At 29.4% G+C, this 17,890-nt stretch carries 14 protein-coding genes; 3 read left to right on the forward strand and 11 right to left on the reverse strand.

The window, feature by feature from the left end; genetic code table 11:
- Window positions 1–83: 83 nt before the first annotated feature.
- Together CLCHR_RS07205 and CLCHR_RS07210 are read right to left on the reverse strand one after the other, a co-directional pair.
- Complete coding sequence (locus CLCHR_RS07205) at window positions 84–605, reverse strand: MBL fold metallo-hydrolase (RefSeq protein WP_079439023.1); 522 nt, start codon at window positions 603–605, stop codon at window positions 84–86.
- Window positions 606–1,006: 401 nt separating this feature from the next.
- The gene (locus CLCHR_RS07210; RefSeq protein WP_079439024.1) at window positions 1,007–1,408 is read right to left on the reverse strand and encodes a pyridoxamine 5'-phosphate oxidase family protein; all 402 of its coding nucleotides are present in this window, start codon (window positions 1,406–1,408) and stop codon (window positions 1,007–1,009) included.
- A gap of 124 nt (window positions 1,409–1,532) precedes the next feature.
- Between CLCHR_RS07210 and CLCHR_RS07215 the strand changes: the two genes are divergently transcribed.
- The gene (locus CLCHR_RS07215; RefSeq protein WP_079439025.1) at window positions 1,533–1,925 is read left to right on the forward strand and encodes a winged helix-turn-helix transcriptional regulator; all 393 of its coding nucleotides are present in this window, start codon (window positions 1,533–1,535) and stop codon (window positions 1,923–1,925) included.
- A gap of 419 nt (window positions 1,926–2,344) precedes the next feature.
- Here CLCHR_RS07215 and CLCHR_RS07220 read toward each other — a convergent pair whose 3' ends face one another.
- Together CLCHR_RS07220 and CLCHR_RS07225 are read right to left on the reverse strand one after the other, a co-directional pair.
- Window positions 2,345–2,848, reverse strand: coding sequence for an HXXEE domain-containing protein (locus tag CLCHR_RS07220; protein WP_079439026.1), 504 nt, complete (start codon window positions 2,846–2,848; stop codon window positions 2,345–2,347).
- 226 nt (window positions 2,849–3,074) lie between these two features.
- A complete protein-coding gene (locus tag CLCHR_RS07225; protein ID WP_079439027.1) occupies window positions 3,075–3,878 on the reverse strand; it encodes a Cof-type HAD-IIB family hydrolase in 804 nt (267 codons plus the stop codon).
- Between the two features lie 320 nt (window positions 3,879–4,198).
- Between CLCHR_RS07225 and CLCHR_RS07230 the strand changes: the two genes are divergently transcribed.
- Window positions 4,199–4,960 (forward strand): DeoR/GlpR family DNA-binding transcription regulator, encoded by a 762-nt coding sequence (locus CLCHR_RS07230; RefSeq protein WP_079439028.1) that lies wholly within the window; start codon window positions 4,199–4,201, stop codon window positions 4,958–4,960.
- A 140-nt stretch (window positions 4,961–5,100) separates the two neighbouring features.
- Here CLCHR_RS07230 and CLCHR_RS25155 read toward each other — a convergent pair whose 3' ends face one another.
- The 6 genes from CLCHR_RS25155 to CLCHR_RS07260 form a co-directional block, all read right to left on the reverse strand.
- Window positions 5,101–5,529, reverse strand: coding sequence for a helix-turn-helix domain-containing protein (locus CLCHR_RS25155; RefSeq protein ID WP_242966001.1), 429 nt, complete (start codon window positions 5,527–5,529; stop codon window positions 5,101–5,103).
- A 264-nt stretch (window positions 5,530–5,793) separates the two neighbouring features.
- Complete coding sequence (locus CLCHR_RS07240; protein ID WP_079439029.1) at window positions 5,794–6,549, reverse strand: hypothetical protein; 756 nt, start codon at window positions 6,547–6,549, stop codon at window positions 5,794–5,796.
- Between the two features lie 226 nt (window positions 6,550–6,775).
- On the reverse strand, window positions 6,776–7,039 hold the full coding sequence (locus CLCHR_RS07245) for a hypothetical protein (protein WP_079439030.1): 264 nt from the start codon (window positions 7,037–7,039) through the stop codon (window positions 6,776–6,778).
- A 419-nt stretch (window positions 7,040–7,458) separates the two neighbouring features.
- Entirely contained in the window at window positions 7,459–8,181 is a 723-nt protein-coding gene (locus CLCHR_RS07250; protein WP_079439031.1) for a 2-thiouracil desulfurase family protein, read from the reverse strand.
- A gap of 133 nt (window positions 8,182–8,314) precedes the next feature.
- Window positions 8,315–10,675 carry an endonuclease MutS2 gene (locus CLCHR_RS07255; RefSeq protein WP_079439032.1) on the reverse strand — a complete coding sequence of 787 codons (2,361 nt, stop codon included), beginning with the start codon at window positions 10,673–10,675 and terminating at the stop codon, window positions 8,315–8,317.
- A 121-nt stretch (window positions 10,676–10,796) separates the two neighbouring features.
- Complete coding sequence (locus CLCHR_RS07260) at window positions 10,797–13,160, reverse strand: U32 family peptidase (RefSeq protein WP_079439033.1); 2,364 nt, start codon at window positions 13,158–13,160, stop codon at window positions 10,797–10,799.
- Window positions 13,161–13,574: 414 nt separating this feature from the next.
- On the opposite strand from CLCHR_RS07260, the gene CLCHR_RS07265 reads away from it, so the two are divergent.
- Window positions 13,575–13,964: a hypothetical protein gene (locus CLCHR_RS07265; protein WP_079439034.1), complete on the forward strand. Its 390-nt coding sequence runs from the start codon at window positions 13,575–13,577 to the stop codon at window positions 13,962–13,964.
- 706 nt (window positions 13,965–14,670) lie between these two features.
- Here CLCHR_RS07265 and zapA read toward each other — a convergent pair.
- Complete coding sequence (zapA, locus tag CLCHR_RS07270; RefSeq protein WP_079439035.1) at window positions 14,671–17,136, reverse strand: cell division protein ZapA; 2,466 nt, start codon at window positions 17,134–17,136, stop codon at window positions 14,671–14,673.
- Between the last annotated feature and the right edge of the window lie 754 nt (window positions 17,137–17,890).

Genomic DNA, 17,890 nt, shown 5'->3' on the forward strand with positions numbered 1-17,890 from the left:
GTATATATAGTTTATATAATTGTCAACATAAATCATTTCCTATTATTAGTGTTCAAATTTTATGTATTACTAAAAGGTTACTCTTAATCATATTTAAGTACAGCAACTCCTGAATAATTTTTAATATTTCCACTGTTTAATTCAAGTTCTTTATACTCCTTTGATGATAATAACCCTGACGCCGATATGAATTTATCAATCTTGGCAAATGCGAGACCGATTATCCCTAATGCTTTTATTCTGTAGTGCATAGGTATAATTACTATTGGATTTAACTGCTTAACTACATCAACTGCATCGAAGGCATCTATTGTAAATTCCCCACCTACAGGAATAAGCAGTATGTCTACATAACCTATTTCCTCCACAAGATTGAAATCCAAAATATGTCCTAAATCACCGCAGTGACAAACATTTATTCCATCAATTATGAAGTTATATATAATATTTTTCCCCTTCTTGGCTCCTGAGACTTTATCATGAAATGTTCTCACACGTTTTATCTCTATGCCATGTTCTGAAAAACTACCAGTTTCGTTTAAGTGTACAAAATTGCACTTTACCGCATTTATATAATTATGATCAATATGATCATGACTGCCCAAACCATTTAATTTTCATTTAAATCACTCCTTGTATTTATTTTAACCATATAAAGTCTAATGTTAGCCCTAATAAACGAAGTTCTACCCATAATACATTCTTCACCTTATTTGACTTCATAATAAATATTAATAAAAAACATTTCATACTTTTTAAAATAATATTAAACTATATTTTATAGTTTACAAGGTATAAATATGGTTAATAATTATATTTTATAATGTTAAATTATTCTTAAGAAATGGAATTACAATGAGTTATATACTTATGCAAAAGCAGAATTTACCAATAAAAAAATCATTCAAGCTGCTTTTTCATCGGTTGACTTTAAGAAGCCTTTTACATGGCTTCGTTTCCTTATATTTCTTTGGATATTTTCACGGTGAAAAAATTATTATATAAACTAAAATTCTATCTTTTTAGGTGGCATTCCTGAAAAATCTGAAATTGTTGCGATACCATGTTCAATATAGAATACCTTAAAAATAGGATTATCTGGCGATTTATATCCTATTCTTACGGGTTCATAGACATTAAGCACTTTTGATTTAATACCTATATCCTCACAAAATTTTATTTCCCCTCGTACCCTTACTGTTACCATATCTTTTGTAGTAACTGAATACTCTACATATGGAGTAACTATCATTTGTCTGTATACTTCTTTCATACTATTTGTACAAAAATATAGTTTACCTTCGTCCTCTAACATAAAACCAAAGGGTCTTACTCTTGGCTTTCCCTCATCTACTGTCGCAAGATATCCATTTACATTTTCTTTTAAAAGTTTAATTACTTCCTTCATTCTTATATACCTCTTTTAATTTATTATAGGTATAATAATAGTATCATCGATTATTTATTACAAGTACGCATATTTATATTACATAGTCATGTAAAACAGACTATTATGAAAAGAGGCGATTTATATGGACAATAATTCTCATATATGTCCTGTTACAATTACACAAAATGTACTTATGGGGAAATGGAAACTTACAATTCTATGGATTCTTCATAATAAGATAAGGCGTTTCAATGAACTTGAAAAACTTATACCATCAATTTCACATGGTGTTCTTGCACAACAACTAAAGGAACTTGAACGTGATAGACTCATACACAGAAAGGTGTATGGAGAAGTGCCACCAAAAGTTGAATACTCATTAACAGAAATTGGAGTAAGTTTCATTCCTGTGATGTCTCAAATTATGGAGTGGGGTGTTGGATATATCAAAAAAACATCTACCTGTAATATTGATATTTGTATGAAGAATGATTTTCCTTGCAATAAGTGCCACGGAATGCTAAATGTAGATTAATTTATAGATGTTTTAATAATATATGAGAGATATTTTGGGAATACATACGTTAATATAGATGAAAGCGATAGAAAGCTTTGCATTTATATTAATGGGTGCTGATATTTAACGCTTAGTGTCCAAAGTACTAAGCATTTCTTATTATTAATAACAGAAAGCCAGTGATATCAACGGATTAAGTAAAAGTCACGTCATTTATGGTACGGTTCACCCTTAATTATCCTAAACTGCATTTACAATTCAAGCACTATATCTACTGACGTCTACTTTCCAACATATATATAATAAAAAATGAGGTCATCAAGTCATAATCCGTGAATTTTTTTAATTTTATTGATTCCTTATTTAAGAGAAATGTGAAATACAATTATTGATTTCTTATATTTAGATAAACAGATTCTGCTACTTACACATTATAATTACACAAAAATTTTATTGAATACTTTATGAAATATAACACTAAATACACTCGGTAAAAATGAGTATATTAATCCTGTTATAATCGATAATGCTAATATATCCATTGTCATCATATTTCTGATATATATTTTAAAGAATGCTAATACTGATATTACACCAAATATTAATCCTGTAAATAATCCAGGTGATATTCTTCGATCTCTAATTGTATATATTACATGATCAAAACAATTTATAAGCCCCCAAACTATTATTCCTACACCCAGAAATAATAACTTATTTCCTGCAAAATGAAAACTAAAAAATCCTATTAATAGAAATGGCAAATAGAAAAATAAGTTGTTTGCCATCCAATGTCCATAAGTCATTTTTTCTGGAATCCACTCATGTTCCTTCATCCAGGTAGGAAAATCACCCAATGCTTCCTCCAACAAGTGAAAAGGAATATAAGTAATTATTATACTTGCCATGAAATACTGAATATTATAATTTAATAAATTCATAGAATCACCCCATTGATATAATATTTACATTTATAAATTGAACATGATCTAAATCAACAGAATTATTATAATCTGCATGATTCCTCTTTACTTCAAATTCTCTCCAATTTCTAAGAAAATCATTTTAAAGTCAAATGTTACGACTTAACTTCATATTGTATTAAACTAATGTACTTGTCATTTTGACTTTTTTATTTCAAGGTTAGAGCCTAACATATATTCTTAACTACAATATAAACTTTTCAATAGCTCTTGCCACTCCATCATTATCATTATCTGATGTTACATACTTAGCTATATCTTTAAGTTCATCAATAGCATTTCCCATTGCAATTCCAAGACCGGCATAAGTTATCATTTCAATATCATTTGCTTGGTCCCCAATGCATATTATTTCTTCTTTTTTAATCCCTAATTTTTCTGCTAAAACATTCACGCCATAGCCTTTATTACATTCTTTATTCATAACTTCTAGAACTATTGGCATGGTTTGTACCACATTATATTCACTATAAAATTCTTCAGGTATTTCAAGGATTTTTTTTGAAAGTACTTCCTCAGTCTGAGAAAATAGTATCTTTGTAATCTCATCTTCTTCTTCAATATCTGAGTTAAAATCAAGAATTTTTACAGTGTTTCCAACATATTCTTTTTCAAACTTCGTGAATTCATTTTCCTCTGCTGAAATAGCACCATTATGAGTATATGCAATCATATTAAGTCCAATCTTTTTACTTAAGGCATGCGCTTTTACTAAGTCTCTACCGTTTAATCCTTTATAAGCTATACATTCAAAATCATTAGTTCTATATATGGTTCCCCCATTATTTGCAATTAAGTACTGATTTTCTCCTCGTAGCTTAACTTCATCTAAAAAATTATCCAAACCTTTTAGACCTCTTCCAGAGGTTATAACAACCCTAACACCTTTTTCCATAGCTTTTTTAATTGCTTCTTTATTTCTCTTTGAAATAGTTCTATTACTATTCAGTAATGTTCCATCCATATCAACCGCTAATAGCTTGTACATATTTTTCCTCCTACAATTCTCTCTTTAGATTATTTATTAATTAGGCATCTTAAAAAACGGCTTATTACAACTATTTTTTAAAGATGCCTAAACATATAAAATATTACGCTAGGCATTACCCTATAACGCTAAATTATAACTTATTTAAAAATACTTCATCGGCTAAGTTTATTTATTATCACTTTTTATCATTTGATAACTTTCATTATCATTATATAACGTTTTTAACCTCGATTCAAGATATTTTATAAAATTAAAGAATAATGTTATAATATTAATCAATAACAATACTAAACGATAATGATTGGTGAGGTGCCTAAATGTTTACTGAAGAAAGACTAGAACATATTTTAAATATACTTAATAAAAATGGTAGAGTAAAAGTAAAAGAACTAAGTGAACAATTTAATGTTTCAGAAGGCATGATAAGAAAGGATTTACAAAGGTTAGAGAAAGAAGGGGTTCTTCAAAGGACCTATGGCGGAGCTATGCTAAATAGAAAGATTTCTAAGTCCAGCTCTATAAATACTAGAATGACAGTTAACTTAAGTAGCAAGGAGTTAATCTCCAAGAAAGCTTTTGATCTTATAGATGATGGAGATGTGATTTTTTTAGAGTCCTCAAGTATAAATTTTTTTCTAGCTAAACTAATAGCTAATAGTACAAAGAAGATAACTCTGGTAACTAATATGTCCATAATTCCACCACTTTTCAATGACAATGAAACTGTTATATTAATATGTATAGGCGGTGTATATGATAAAAGAGACGGAGGCGTTCTAGGATCGGAAGCAATTAAGAGTATATCCAAATATACTTTTAACAAAGGTTTTTTAGGAAGTTCAGGCGTGAATTTAATCACTAATAGCGTAGGTACTGTTATGTTAGAAGATGGTAACATAAAAGAACTTATAGTTTCTAATAGTAAAGAAGTCTTTTTGCTTGTTGAAACAGAAAAGTTTAATTTAGATAGCCCCTATCGATTTGCTAATATAGATGAATTCGATGCTATAATTACCGATTCAAACATTACCGATGATATTAAAGAAAAATTGAATAATTTAACTGTTAAGTTAATATAAAGTTAAAAATATAGCTTAATGTATGCTTTCTTTGAGATCCAAAAGAAAGCATACATATATTTGTGCAAATCAATTCTATATATGATCTTATCTGAGTTTTATAGCCAAAATATGAATTGTTACCGCGATTATCTGAAAAATTATTCCAACACCACATGCTCCAATCCATCCAAATATTCCTCAGAAAATGTTCCTAACCATGAACCTAATGCACCACCACAAAAGCAAAACATCATATATACAGCATTGTTGCGACTACGGGTGTAGCATCTAATGTAATATCTTCCAATGGAATTAGAAAATTTAATTATTGCTTCTATCCTACAAATATTTTTCTGACATTCCATTTTAAACGTATTTATCTCATTTATTTTCTCTTCAGCTCTTGCAATATGACTCTTTAGAAATTGTATCACCTGACGTTTTCCATCTAAAAGCCGTCTGTCTATAAAATAAAAATCTGTAACTTGACCAATCTCATCTAAAGTAAGTCCTAAGTCTTTAAGTAGCTGAATCTTTTTTAAACGCGTAATATCTTCGTTTTCAAACACTCGAAGTTGTCCTAACACTCTATTATCTTTATTTCCTAATAATCCAAGTTCTTCATAGTATCTGATTGTTCTAGGTTATGCCTTGAAGAACATATCCGAAATGACAACTTGGAAGGCTGTGGAAATGAATATTCTTTAAACTTATTAGAGCCAATCAAGCAAAAGTGATTTCTAATGATTAGGGATATGATACGGCTTAGAATACTATTAATTCTCTTAAACCCATTCATATCCATGACTTTAGAGAAAACCTACGTCATTTATGGTACGGTTTACCATTAATTATCCTAAATTTTCTTTAATATTATCAGCTACAATTTGAGTCATATTTTTTCTATTCTCTTCTAGCTGAACAACCCTATTTACATTAGCTCCAGATGGATGCGGAAATCCCTTTAAAATCTGATTTTCTCTTACAATATCACTTTCACATAACATAAATAAAACTTCCTCTACCGATTTTCCAAGGGGTACTATTAATATATTACTAGCATTATCTAATTCTTTCAGTTCATCAACAAAATTTTCATAAATATACTTCATTAAAAACTCACTTCTTATGAGCTTTGGAGTGTGTCCTGAATAATTTTGTCCTTTTACAAATACAGAATAAGGTATTAAAGAAACAGTATGTAACAAATAATCCTTGTCTTCAAATAACTCACTGCAACTATCTATCCTTAAATGCTTATTAAGTTCCACATCATCAAGCATACTAATTAAATTATTTCTAAGACTTCCACTAAAGCGTGCTGCCTGCTTACACTTATATTGAATTTTTTCAATATCATCAGAACTTTCCAATTCACACCTAGCAACAGAAATAGCTGTACTCATCTGCTGAAACCCAGGAGTAATGCCGACTATAAACACCCTTGCCGTAGAATTAATATACTCATTGTGAGGTGAGTAATATATTTCAATATCACCATCTTTTTCAATCAATAAATCACTAATCAAAATTTCCTCTTTACTATATTTATCTTTGAAAGGCAGCTTCATAATTTTATCTTTATAATCATATAACGTTCTCTTCATCTCAATCACCTAAATACCACATTTATTTTAGTATATTTATTATCTTCATAACTTGACGTTATTATTATGATTATGTTAGTTTATCTCCTAAAAAAATAAAGCCTTGCAAGAGGCTTTAAATTATTTATTAATATATTATATAAACTTCATCATATATTTACATTTCAAATTTATAAATTGCTTATCATCAACCATTTGTGGGTAGCTTGTAATCTTAAGGTATCAATTATTCTTCTTTCAAGTTATGTTCAATTACCTCATCAATATTTTCAAAAGCCAGTCCACCAGCTTCATAGCAATCAAGAATTGCAGTTTCCATTTCCTTAATCGGTATATCATCAAAGGTTTTACACTCAAATCCTTCATCAATATAAGATTGGCATATAGCTTCTTTTAGTTCTTCTATTGATACTCCCTTTTCTTGAAATATCTTTAAGAATAGTTCTTTTATTATAATTTCTCTCTCTTGTATACCTAGTTCTTTACTCAATTTAAATACTCCCTTTATATAAAATTTAAGCACATCAAAGATAAAATTCAAAGATGTACTATTATTTAATGAAAAGTTACAAGTTGTAAGTGAAAAGCTAAGAATAAAATCTCTAAGTATTTTTTATAAATATATTTCTTTAAACCCTTTAGGCTTTTTTCTTAACTTTTCACTAATAATTTTTTATTACCGATAATGATTAAGTGCATACATATACCAGAAATCAGATACATTTTTGTGCAGCAATCATTTGAAAATAAGCTGTTGAAAGTTATTAACGGCAGGTTGTTCCGCTTAAGCCTGTCACAATGAATATTGGGAACATGCTTAAGTGGATGCAACCTGACATTTAGAACTTTCCAGCGACATTTTCATAGACTTGCGAAACAAACATGTATCTGATTTCGGTTTGCATACACTTATTCCTCATCTAATATTTCTTCTACTTCTTCGATGCTTAGTCCTGTTGCTTCTGCAATTTCATCCGTTTCTTCAAATCCCATTAGATCTCGAGCTAGAGAAATCATAAGTTTTTTAACATTCTCTTCAACAGTTGGAGGAAGATCCGACATATCAGTTAGATTCTCAGTTAAATCGTAATACTCTTCTTCGTATTCCTCTTCCCCTTGTTCAAATAACTTTCTCTTTTTAGCCTTTTCTCTATCGAACTCACTAAGATATACTAGCTTATCATTACTTACCTCTAAATCTTCATCTGAGAATACAAGCATTCCTTCATCTTCTAACAATTGTGCTGTTATCCCTTTACCTTTAATTTTATTTCCTGTAAAAGTACCATCATACACAAAATTAGATCCACACGAAGGGCTTCCTTCTTTTAATATTGCTCTGGTTGCACCAAGCTCTCTAGCAATTTTTAATGTTTCATAAGCTCCATCTAAGAATTGTTTAGTTACATCTTCTCCTTGATTGCTTATGGCCTTACCATTTCCATTAATAACTTCACTTGCTGTATTATTTAGTTCAACTGGATTTCTTGGTGTTGGTAATCCCCCTAACTGCTCTGGACATACTAAAACAGCTTTTCCTTCTCTAAACAATTTCATGCATCTATCATTCAGATTATTTTTCCCGCTATATTTACAATTAACTCCACACAAGCATGCACTTATTATGTACATATGATCACCTCTATTCTACACACAATTAACAACGCAAATCTATTTTAAATGAATTTATTCATCGTAAACTGCACATTTTTATTACCTTAACAAAATCTTACTACAATTTAATGCTAATATCAAAGTCTATAATTTATCCTTTAAGTTCAACCATCGTAACTCCATCTCCACCTTCACCATAAGTACCTAATCTATATGATTTTACATGGGGATGTCTCTTAAGCATATCATTTATTGCTTTTCTAAGTACTCCTGTACCTTTACCATGAACTATAGTTACTTCACCTAAATTACCTCTATAGGCATCATCTAAGTATTTATCTGCTTTGTAGCATGCTTCTTCAGCATCCATGCCTCTTAAATCTACTCTTGACTCTACACTGCTTAGGTTAAGCTTTATCTCTCTCTTTTTTCTTACTTTTTCTTCTTTGGTCTGCTGAGTCATTCGGAGATCCTTAAGCTTAACATTTATTTTCATTATTCCAGCTTCAACTTGAACTTCACCTTTATTATCTGGCAGAGATGTTATAATAACTTTTTGATTTAATGAAGGTAAGTATGCTTCCATTCCAAGGTTAACCTTAGTAATTAATTCACCCTCATTTTCCTTCATCTTGTGGATACCTTTTTCTTTTGCTTCTAAACTTTCTCTAAGCTTTTTACGTTCTTCTTCAAGTCTTTGTCTTCCGCCACTTTCTATTCCAAGCTTTTCAAGCTCTCTCATAGCTTTTAGAATATCATCTGCTTCGTCTTTTGCATTTGAAATTATTTCTTTTGCTTCACGTCTAGCATCCATATAAGCTTTTTCTCTAGTCTGCTCTAATTTTTCAAGCTTTTCTTCATATTTTCTTTTTAAGTCTTCTGCTTGGTCTCTAAGCATTTTAGCATCTCTTGCTTCTTTTTTAGCTATAATGCTCTTTTCCTGAAGATCTCTAATTAAATTTTCAAATTGAAGATTTTCCTCTGACATATATTCCTTAGCTCTTTTTATTACACCTTCAACAAGGCCTAATCTCTTAGAAATTTCAAAAGCATTAGATTTACCTGGTACCCCTATTAATAATCTATATGTTGGCCTTAAAGTTTCTATATCAAATTCTACAGATGCATTTTCGACACCTTCTGTCTTTAAAGCATATGCCTTTAGTTCACTATAGTGAGTAGTTGCAATTAATTTTGCCCCTCTATTTCTTAGTGTTTCTAATATTGATACTGCAAGGGCAGCTCCTTCTGCTGGATCTGTACCTGCTCCAAGTTCATCGAATAATGCTAACGACTTATTATCTACATGCTTCATAATATTAACTATATTAGTCATGTGAGAAGAAAATGTTGATAAACTCTGCTCAATGCTTTGTTCATCACCAATATCTGCAAATATTTCAGTAAATAAAGCTATAGATGAATTATCCTTAGCGGGTATTAAAAGTCCACTTAATCCCATAATATGAAGTAATCCAACTGTTTTTATTGTAACAGTCTTACCTCCAGTATTTGGTCCTGTAATCATTAAAGTTTGAAATTCTTCACCTAAATAAACATCTGATGGTACAACCTTGTCAGATTCTATTAATGGATGTCTTCCTGATAATATGCTAAAAACTCCATCATCTCTAACTATTGGCTTTACTGCATTTAATGAAGATGCATATCTTCCTTTTGCAAATATAAAATCAAACTCAACAAGTACTTTTAAATTACTTAAACATTCATCAGAATTATTTTTTACTTTCAAGGAAAGTTCAGAAAGTATTCTTTCTATTTCTGCTTTTTCTTTTAAAACTAATTCTCTTATTTCATTATTTAAATTTACTAAGCTCATAGGCTCAATAAAAAATGTTGCTCCTGTTGAACTTTGGTCATGGACAAGTCCTGGAACCTGGCTTTTATATTCTGACTTTACAGGAATTACGTATCTATCGCCTCTCATAGTATATAAATCATCCTGCAGATACTTTGAATTACTTCTAACTATAGAGCCTATTTTTTCTCTAACTGAAGAATTCTTTTCTTTAAGACTTCTTCTTATATTATATAAAGTCTGGCTGGCTTTATCACTAATTTCATCCTCAGAAACTATTGCTCTTTCTATTTCAGCTTCAAGTGCCTTTATCGGAACTAGTATGTATGCTAAATCTTCAAGTCTTGGATACGCCTTTTCAGCTTCTTCCCTTTGGAAAAATTCCTTCATAGTTCTAGTAGCTCTAAGCATTCCGCCAACCTTTAATAATTGTTCTGGAGATAAAGTACCACCTTTTTTAGCTCTTTCAATTCCCTCATGTATATCAGCTAGTCCTTCAAGGGGTGGATTTCCTTTTGTTATTAAAATTTCAAGAGCCTCATCTGTTTCTTCTAATTTATTATTTATTTCATACATATTATCATATGGCTCAAGTTTATCAACCATTGCTTTTCCAGCATTGGTTCTTGCATATTTCTTTATTTTCTCTTTAATTTTATAAAACTCCAATACTCTTAAAGAGCGTTCATTCATTTTATTCACATCCCTTAATTCAATTAAAAGTTAATATTTACGATCTTACATTTGTATTTCATCCATTTACAGGACTGGACATACAAATTAAACTCTTCATTCACAGACAACTGTTAATTGTTTATTCAACTCCACGTCTGTAATGACCTTTTGTATACTGTTTATTCTCATTTTTATTTCCATGAGCAATTTGATTTAAAATCTCATTAACTTCTTCATAACTCTCATCCTTAAAATCTATTCTAAAATTGTTAATATTAAAAGATTTAAGTTCTTCTACTTCATCAATTAGATTTGTTGCTATTGAATTTAATATATAACTCCTGCAACTATTATCCGCTAGCAGACTAAAACTTTCATTCATTCTATCTTTTAACCTGAAAGTATCCTTCATACATGCCCCATTACACTCCTTTTTAGAAGACTTATTTCCAAAAGTGCTTCCTATAGGACAATATTCGCTAACCATAAGCTCAGTCTTACCATAAATATTAATTCCAATTTTAGAATTCATATTCTTCATTATTTCTTTTATTTCTTTCCTGTTTAATTCTAAGCTTATAAAAGGAATATCTATATCTTCAGCATAAAATTCAGCTGCTTCTTTATTGAATATATTTAACTTATAGTCCCCTATTATAAATAGTTTATCTTTATAAAGCTTTAATATTCCGGCATTAGATGTAATTATCCCCTTAATATAAGGTATCATCTCATCTATCACTTTAACAATATTATTAAACTCACCTTTAATGATACTCGGAACTTTTAAGTAAATATTTTTATCTCCTGATTCTTGTTCATATAAGTTTTTTAAATCTTCTTTTTTCAAAGCATTTTTTTGTCTGCTAAAGAATATATCTAATGCTACATTTTTAACATTTTTATTTTCACTTAATGCCTTTAACTGATCTTTTGTAATACAGCTATAAATATATCCTAAATCTTCTTGAGATTTTAGTTCTTTTGCTTTAGGAGCTTCTTCATCTCTTTTTCTTCTATATGAGCTTACTCCTTCTTTTAATATCTTCTCAAATAGTTCTCTTCGTAGATTATTTATTGACGCTATTCTTATAAATCCATCATCAAATGTATCAAAAACTATTTTATCGAATTTATATGGAATTTCTCCTGATTTCTTTAAGGATTCTTCCACTCTTTCCCTTGTTAGCGGCTTATTAGTAGCTTCTTCTACTACTTCTCCATAAACTTTAAATTCTTTTTTATTAAATTTAGTTTTTATACAAAGTGGAGCATTAGCCTTAAACTCTACTTCACCTACTAAACCTATTTTCTTCTTATATGGTTTTAAATCTTCATTTAACTCATCATAAAGCTTTTTGTCGGACATCTTAAATAATCTATATCCCTTTTTATATCCTCCAGTAGGAAATAACTTCACAGTCTCTCCCTTAAAAGCTTCCTTAACTTCGTTATTATTCTTTAAGATTTTGCTTAAAGTAAATCCATCGTCAGCAAATCTTATTCCGTCACCTAAAGCAACATCTGCTTCCAATTTTATTTCTCCGCTACTTAAAACCTGCCCTATAAATACTCCAGTGTTTTTAGGGTAATTATAGCTCATCATATCTTTTCCAGTATTCTTATAAAGGTACGCCTTAGCAAAACCTTCTCTATTAAATAATTGTGCTAATTCATTTCTTCCCTTTTGTAAATCAAATTTTGTATTTACTAATACCTTATCAATAGATTTTCTATAATTTCTTGTAACACCAGCTACGTATTCAGGCTTTTTCATTCTTCCTTCAACCTTTAAAGAAGCAGTTCCACTTTTAATAATCGGTTCAATATCTTCAATTAGACAAGTATCTTTAGGGCTTAATAAATATCCTTTTCTTTCACCTGAAGTTTCACCTATTAAAGTATATTGCATCCTGCAAGGCTGCGCACATCTTCCTCTGTTTCCGCTTCTTCCACCAATCATTGAACTCATTAAACATTGGCCTGAATAACATACACATAAAGCACCATGAACAAATATCTCCGTCTCAATGCCTAAATCCTTTGAAATGTATTTAATTTCATCTAAAGAAAGCTCCCTTGATAAAACAATTCTTTCAAGCCCCTTTTCTCTAAAATATAAGGCACCCTCTGCATTATGAATTGTCATCTGTGTTGATGCGTGAAGTTCAAATTTAGGATATACATCTCTAATTAAACTAACTAATCCAAGATCCTGAATTATTAATGCATCTACTCCTATTTCATAAAGATAGCCTACATATTTTAAAGCATATTTAAGTTCACTCTGTTTTAGAAGCGTATTCATAGTAACATACACTTTTACATTATAACTATGAGCATAGTCTACAGCTTTCATCATAGTTTCATTATCAAAATTCGAGGCATAAGCTCTAGCTGAAAACTTATTTCCTCCAAGATATATTGCATCAGCTCCATTATTTATAGCTGCAATTAAACTTTCCATGCTGCCTGCTGGAGCTAGTAATTCTATTCTCCTCATATTTTCCTCCTTAGTGGCAAACGAGAATTAAAACGTAAGATAAAAATGCCTCCTATTTTCCTGCTGGCATTCTTTTTTCTATAATATAGTTATTCTATCATACCTTATTAAATTTTAACCATTGTATCTCAAACAGTCAAATATTCTATTAAATAAATAATTATACAATATATGTGCTTTAATTTCTATTCTTAAATTTTTGCCTTATTTTCATATGACATCCATATGATTATACTCATATTTTAAATGTTATTTCACAGAATAGTAATTAATAGTTGTTCCATTCTTGCTTTTCACGATAATAGGAATAATAAATATAATATTAAAAGCAATATGTATAGGCAGAATAAGTCATAATAACATTGGAATTCTTTATGATATAATTTAATATGATGTGGTAAGTAGGAGGGATTTATGAGTAAAAAGAATAATATTATAATTATCGTATTAGTCGTATTCTTAATAGTAGTTATTAGTGTTTTCAAATTTAGTTTTAATAGTGGGTATACAATCTCTATTGACAATAATACTAATAAAACCATTGATAATTTAGAACTAAAATATTACGTTGGTAATACTATAAAAACTATTCCACAAATAGAACCTAAAAAATCTTGGAAATATAATATTGATACTAATAATATTCAAGGAGAAAATGCAATAATTTTAACATACAAAGATAACAAAGGTAATTCCTTTGAAGAATCTGTAGTCGGATACTTAGAAAAAGGTTATAGCGGAAAATCTAATGTAATTATTAATAAAATTGATGATACTGGTAAATTAGAAATAGAAGTTAAATAAACTTGTTGAATGTCTCAGTAAAATGCACTGATAGATGAAATTTCCAACACTAGAAATCAGTATCACATCATCCTAGTAGAATCTTCACCTTTTATGCATGCATGTGTATGTAAATAACCCAATTATGAATTTAATTTACACTTTTAAATATATGACATGCACATCAGAAAGAGATGGTACTCTTTTACGCAACGTTGCATTGAAGATACGCGCCTAGATATTTCTACAGTAAAAGTTGTTCCATTCTTGCTTGTCTAAGGAGCAAGCTGAAAGGTACAATTTTTACTATTAGAAATCTATAGTCATATTTTCTAGCAACGGAGTAACAGAGTACCATCTCTTTCTGTTTATTAATTGTATAACTCTATTTTCACCTTAAGTACCTACATGCATATATATAAATACAGAATCTAAGAATTAGACTTATAAATATAATAACTATACATACTTGCTAACTTTGAATGTATCACTTTACTAGAAATAAGTAAAATATTGTTTGCAGTGTTTCATTGGAATTCTGATGGTAATGATTCTTGACTAGAAGTTGTTCCAAAATGCTTGTTCAACGCCTGTCGTTGAGGCAAGCATTTTGGGTACAACTTCTAGTCGTAGAATCATCCATCAACATTCCTAGAAACCGAAACACAATATGTTACTTATTTCGGTAAGTTACACTTAAATTTAGGTTCACAGTTGGTTATCTATATTACCTTTTGCGAACAATAGGTCCTATTTGTTCTGTTTTTAGTCGTGTAATTTCAATATCTTTATTTATTATTTGAGATTGCAATTCAAATAATCTATTTGTGAAGTTTAAAGACTCTTGAGTAAATTTATTATTGGAATCAGCTAATACTTCCTTATCCTTAACTAAAGCCGAAATTTCTTCTTTTAAGTCTTCCATAGATTTCTTGCTAGCATCTAAATCTTTTTCTTTAAATTCTATTTGCCTTTTTAAGTTTAAGAAAATATCTTCTTTATCTTCTAATTCTTTTTCTAATCTAGCTACAGCTCTTTCCTTACTTCCAAGCTCTTCTTTAGTTCTTCTTAATGTAGCTTCAGTAGCTTCTAGCTTTTCACTTATTTCTTCTATTTCACTAATCTTAAGTTCCATTTGTCTTTGATTTTCTTCATGGACTTCATTAGCTTCCTGCTTCACTTTTTCATGATTACTTCTCATGATCTCAATTTCTTCTTGTAAAATCTCTTTCTCTCTATTGCATTTTTCTATCTCTTTTATTAGCTGATCATTTGTATTTCTCAAATGAATGATTTCATTATTTAAAATATTTTCGTCTTCTGTTAGTTTATTAATTTCCTCTTCTAGGATTTCCTTCTCTAAAGTGCTTGCTTCTATTTCTTTTTCTAACTTAATATTATTATCTTTGATGGTATTTATTTCATCATATAAGCTATCTTGCATTTCCTTTAAATTACTAATTTCCTTTTCTAATGCAGTTTTTTCTATAACGCTTGTCTCTATCTTTTTAGTTAACTCATCATTCTCATAGCCCATATTGCTGATTTCATTATTTAAGGTATTTTGTTTTTCTTTTAATGAATTAATTTCCTCTTCCAAGATAGCTTTTTCCAATCTATAGTCTTCTATTTCTTTTGATAACTCGTCATTAACTATAATAAGTTTATTATTTTCCTTATTTGAATTTTCTTGTTCTAAAGTTAACTTTTTAATCTCATCTTCTAAAGCTAGTTTTCTTCTATCATATTCATCTATTTCTTGTGATAATCTATCATTAATATCACTCATATTAGTAATATCATTGTTTAATCTATCTTGCTCTTCAGTTAGCTTATTAATTTTACTTTCTAAATTTTCTTTTTCTTCACTTAATGAACTAACAAGACTCGTTAAACTCTCATTTTCCTTACTTATCTTATTTATCTCTTCCTTGCATTCTGTAATTTCCTTATCTGATTCTTCAAATAAATCATTTAATTGTTTCTTAAGATCATCGTTTTCTAAGTCACTCATCTCTGCTCTCTTGGTTAATTCGCTGACCTTTTCTGTTTCTATTTTTAAAGACTCACTTAATTCTTGTTCTTTTGCAGATAATTTCGCAATCTTATTACTTAGACTTTCTTTATTCAATGCTAATTCTTCTACTTTTTTATTTAAAGCTTCTCTTTCCTCATTAAATTCAGATGTAATTGCATTATTAATGTTCATTTGCTCTTCTAAGTTTGCCTTACATGCTTTCAATTCTTTATTACATATAGAATATTCTTCATTTAAGTTTTCTAGATTTGTTTTACATACGTTATATTCTTTGATAATAGATTCTTTATCGCCAATTTCAGCTTCCAACTCTGCCTTTGCTTTTTTAAAGTCTTGGAACGCATCATAAGAACTAGTTTCAATTGAAACGTTTTTTTCTTTTAACGCTAAAATTTCATCATTCAACTCTTTTTTAACTTTATTAAGAGTTTCAATTTCCTTGCTTAATCCAAAGTTATTAGCATTTATTATATTTAACTCTTTATAAATATTCTCTTTTTCTTTATTAATATTAGTTATTTCATTATTTAAACTATTTATTTGATCATTAGACTGTTGCAATTGCTTATTTAATCTATGCTCCTTATTTTTGGCCTCGTCCACTTTTTTATAAAGAAGTTTATTCTTTTCCTTGAATTCACTAAATTCTTTATTAAGCACAATGCTGGCATTCTTATTTTTCTTTAATTCCTCATTTACTAGCTTATTTTCTTTTTGCATTTTTTCGTTCTCTGCTTTTAGCTTGTTTATTGTATCATTCAATGATTGAAAATTCGCTTCTACATCTCTATATTTTAAAAGTAATTCTTTTTCTTTTCTTTCAAAATCATTTTTGATATTTAATTTCTCATTGTTGGATTTTTCTAATTCTAAATTTAGAATTTCTATTTTATGTTTTAACGAAACATTTTCTTCATCAATTTCACTTTTTCGTTTTGTAGCTTTGTCTAATTCCAAATCGCATTCATAAAGTTCATCTGCAATATTAACAGCGGCTAAAACAGATGCCGCGGTTGAACTAAGACCAGCTTTTTTAGATGTTATTTCCTTAATTCTCGAATCAACGAAATTTGCCACACCCAACAAATACTTTTCGTCTTTTTCACCCTTTAAATTATAATTCATACCATTTATGTTAACTGTTACCTTTATCATAATAACACCTCGTAAATTTCTTTATTACCTTTAATTATATTGTATATTCAACAATAAAACAATTGCGTAAGGCCAACTAAAGCATTTAATTCTTTCACTTTTAAAGGTATTGTGAAGAACTCGAAATATAAAAATACTTACTGTCTTATGAAATTTTAAGTTTACTGCTAAAAAACCGAAAGTGAATATATGTGTTTGCTCCGGTCCCTCGAAGATTTGGCCGGGTGATTCTAAGAATATAAGTTGTACCCAAAGTGCTTGCTTCAAGGACTGCGCTTTGAACAAGCACCTTTGGAACAACTTATATTCTAAGAATCACGACCAGCAAAATCTTCTAATGAACACTTCGCAAAAACATATATTCACTTTCTTTGTTTAGCGTAACCTTAAAGCACAGTATATTTAAGCAAGTACTTTTATATTTCTGTATTGACAATACCTTTAAAGTGCATATTCCCAACCTTCCATGAAATACATTCCATTTATCTCTATTAGGAATTGCCTAAATAACTAAAGTGACAATAAAACAAAGAAATAGAATACATATATGTGGAGCAGGCATAAAAAAATGAGCATCTGGTATATCTTAATGGGAAGTTGTTCCATTCCTGCTTGTCATGCGCTTGTCGCAGGAGCAAGCAGAAATGGGCACAACTTTCCCATTTAGATATACCTTGCAAAATTTTTTATAGCCCTGCGGAACATATATGTATTCTATTTCGGTTATTAGTTGCCTCACTTTAAGTTCTTCGCA

The organism is Clostridium chromiireducens, assembly GCF_002029255.1.
GTDB classification, from domain to species: domain Bacteria; phylum Bacillota; class Clostridia; order Clostridiales; family Clostridiaceae; genus Clostridium; species Clostridium chromiireducens.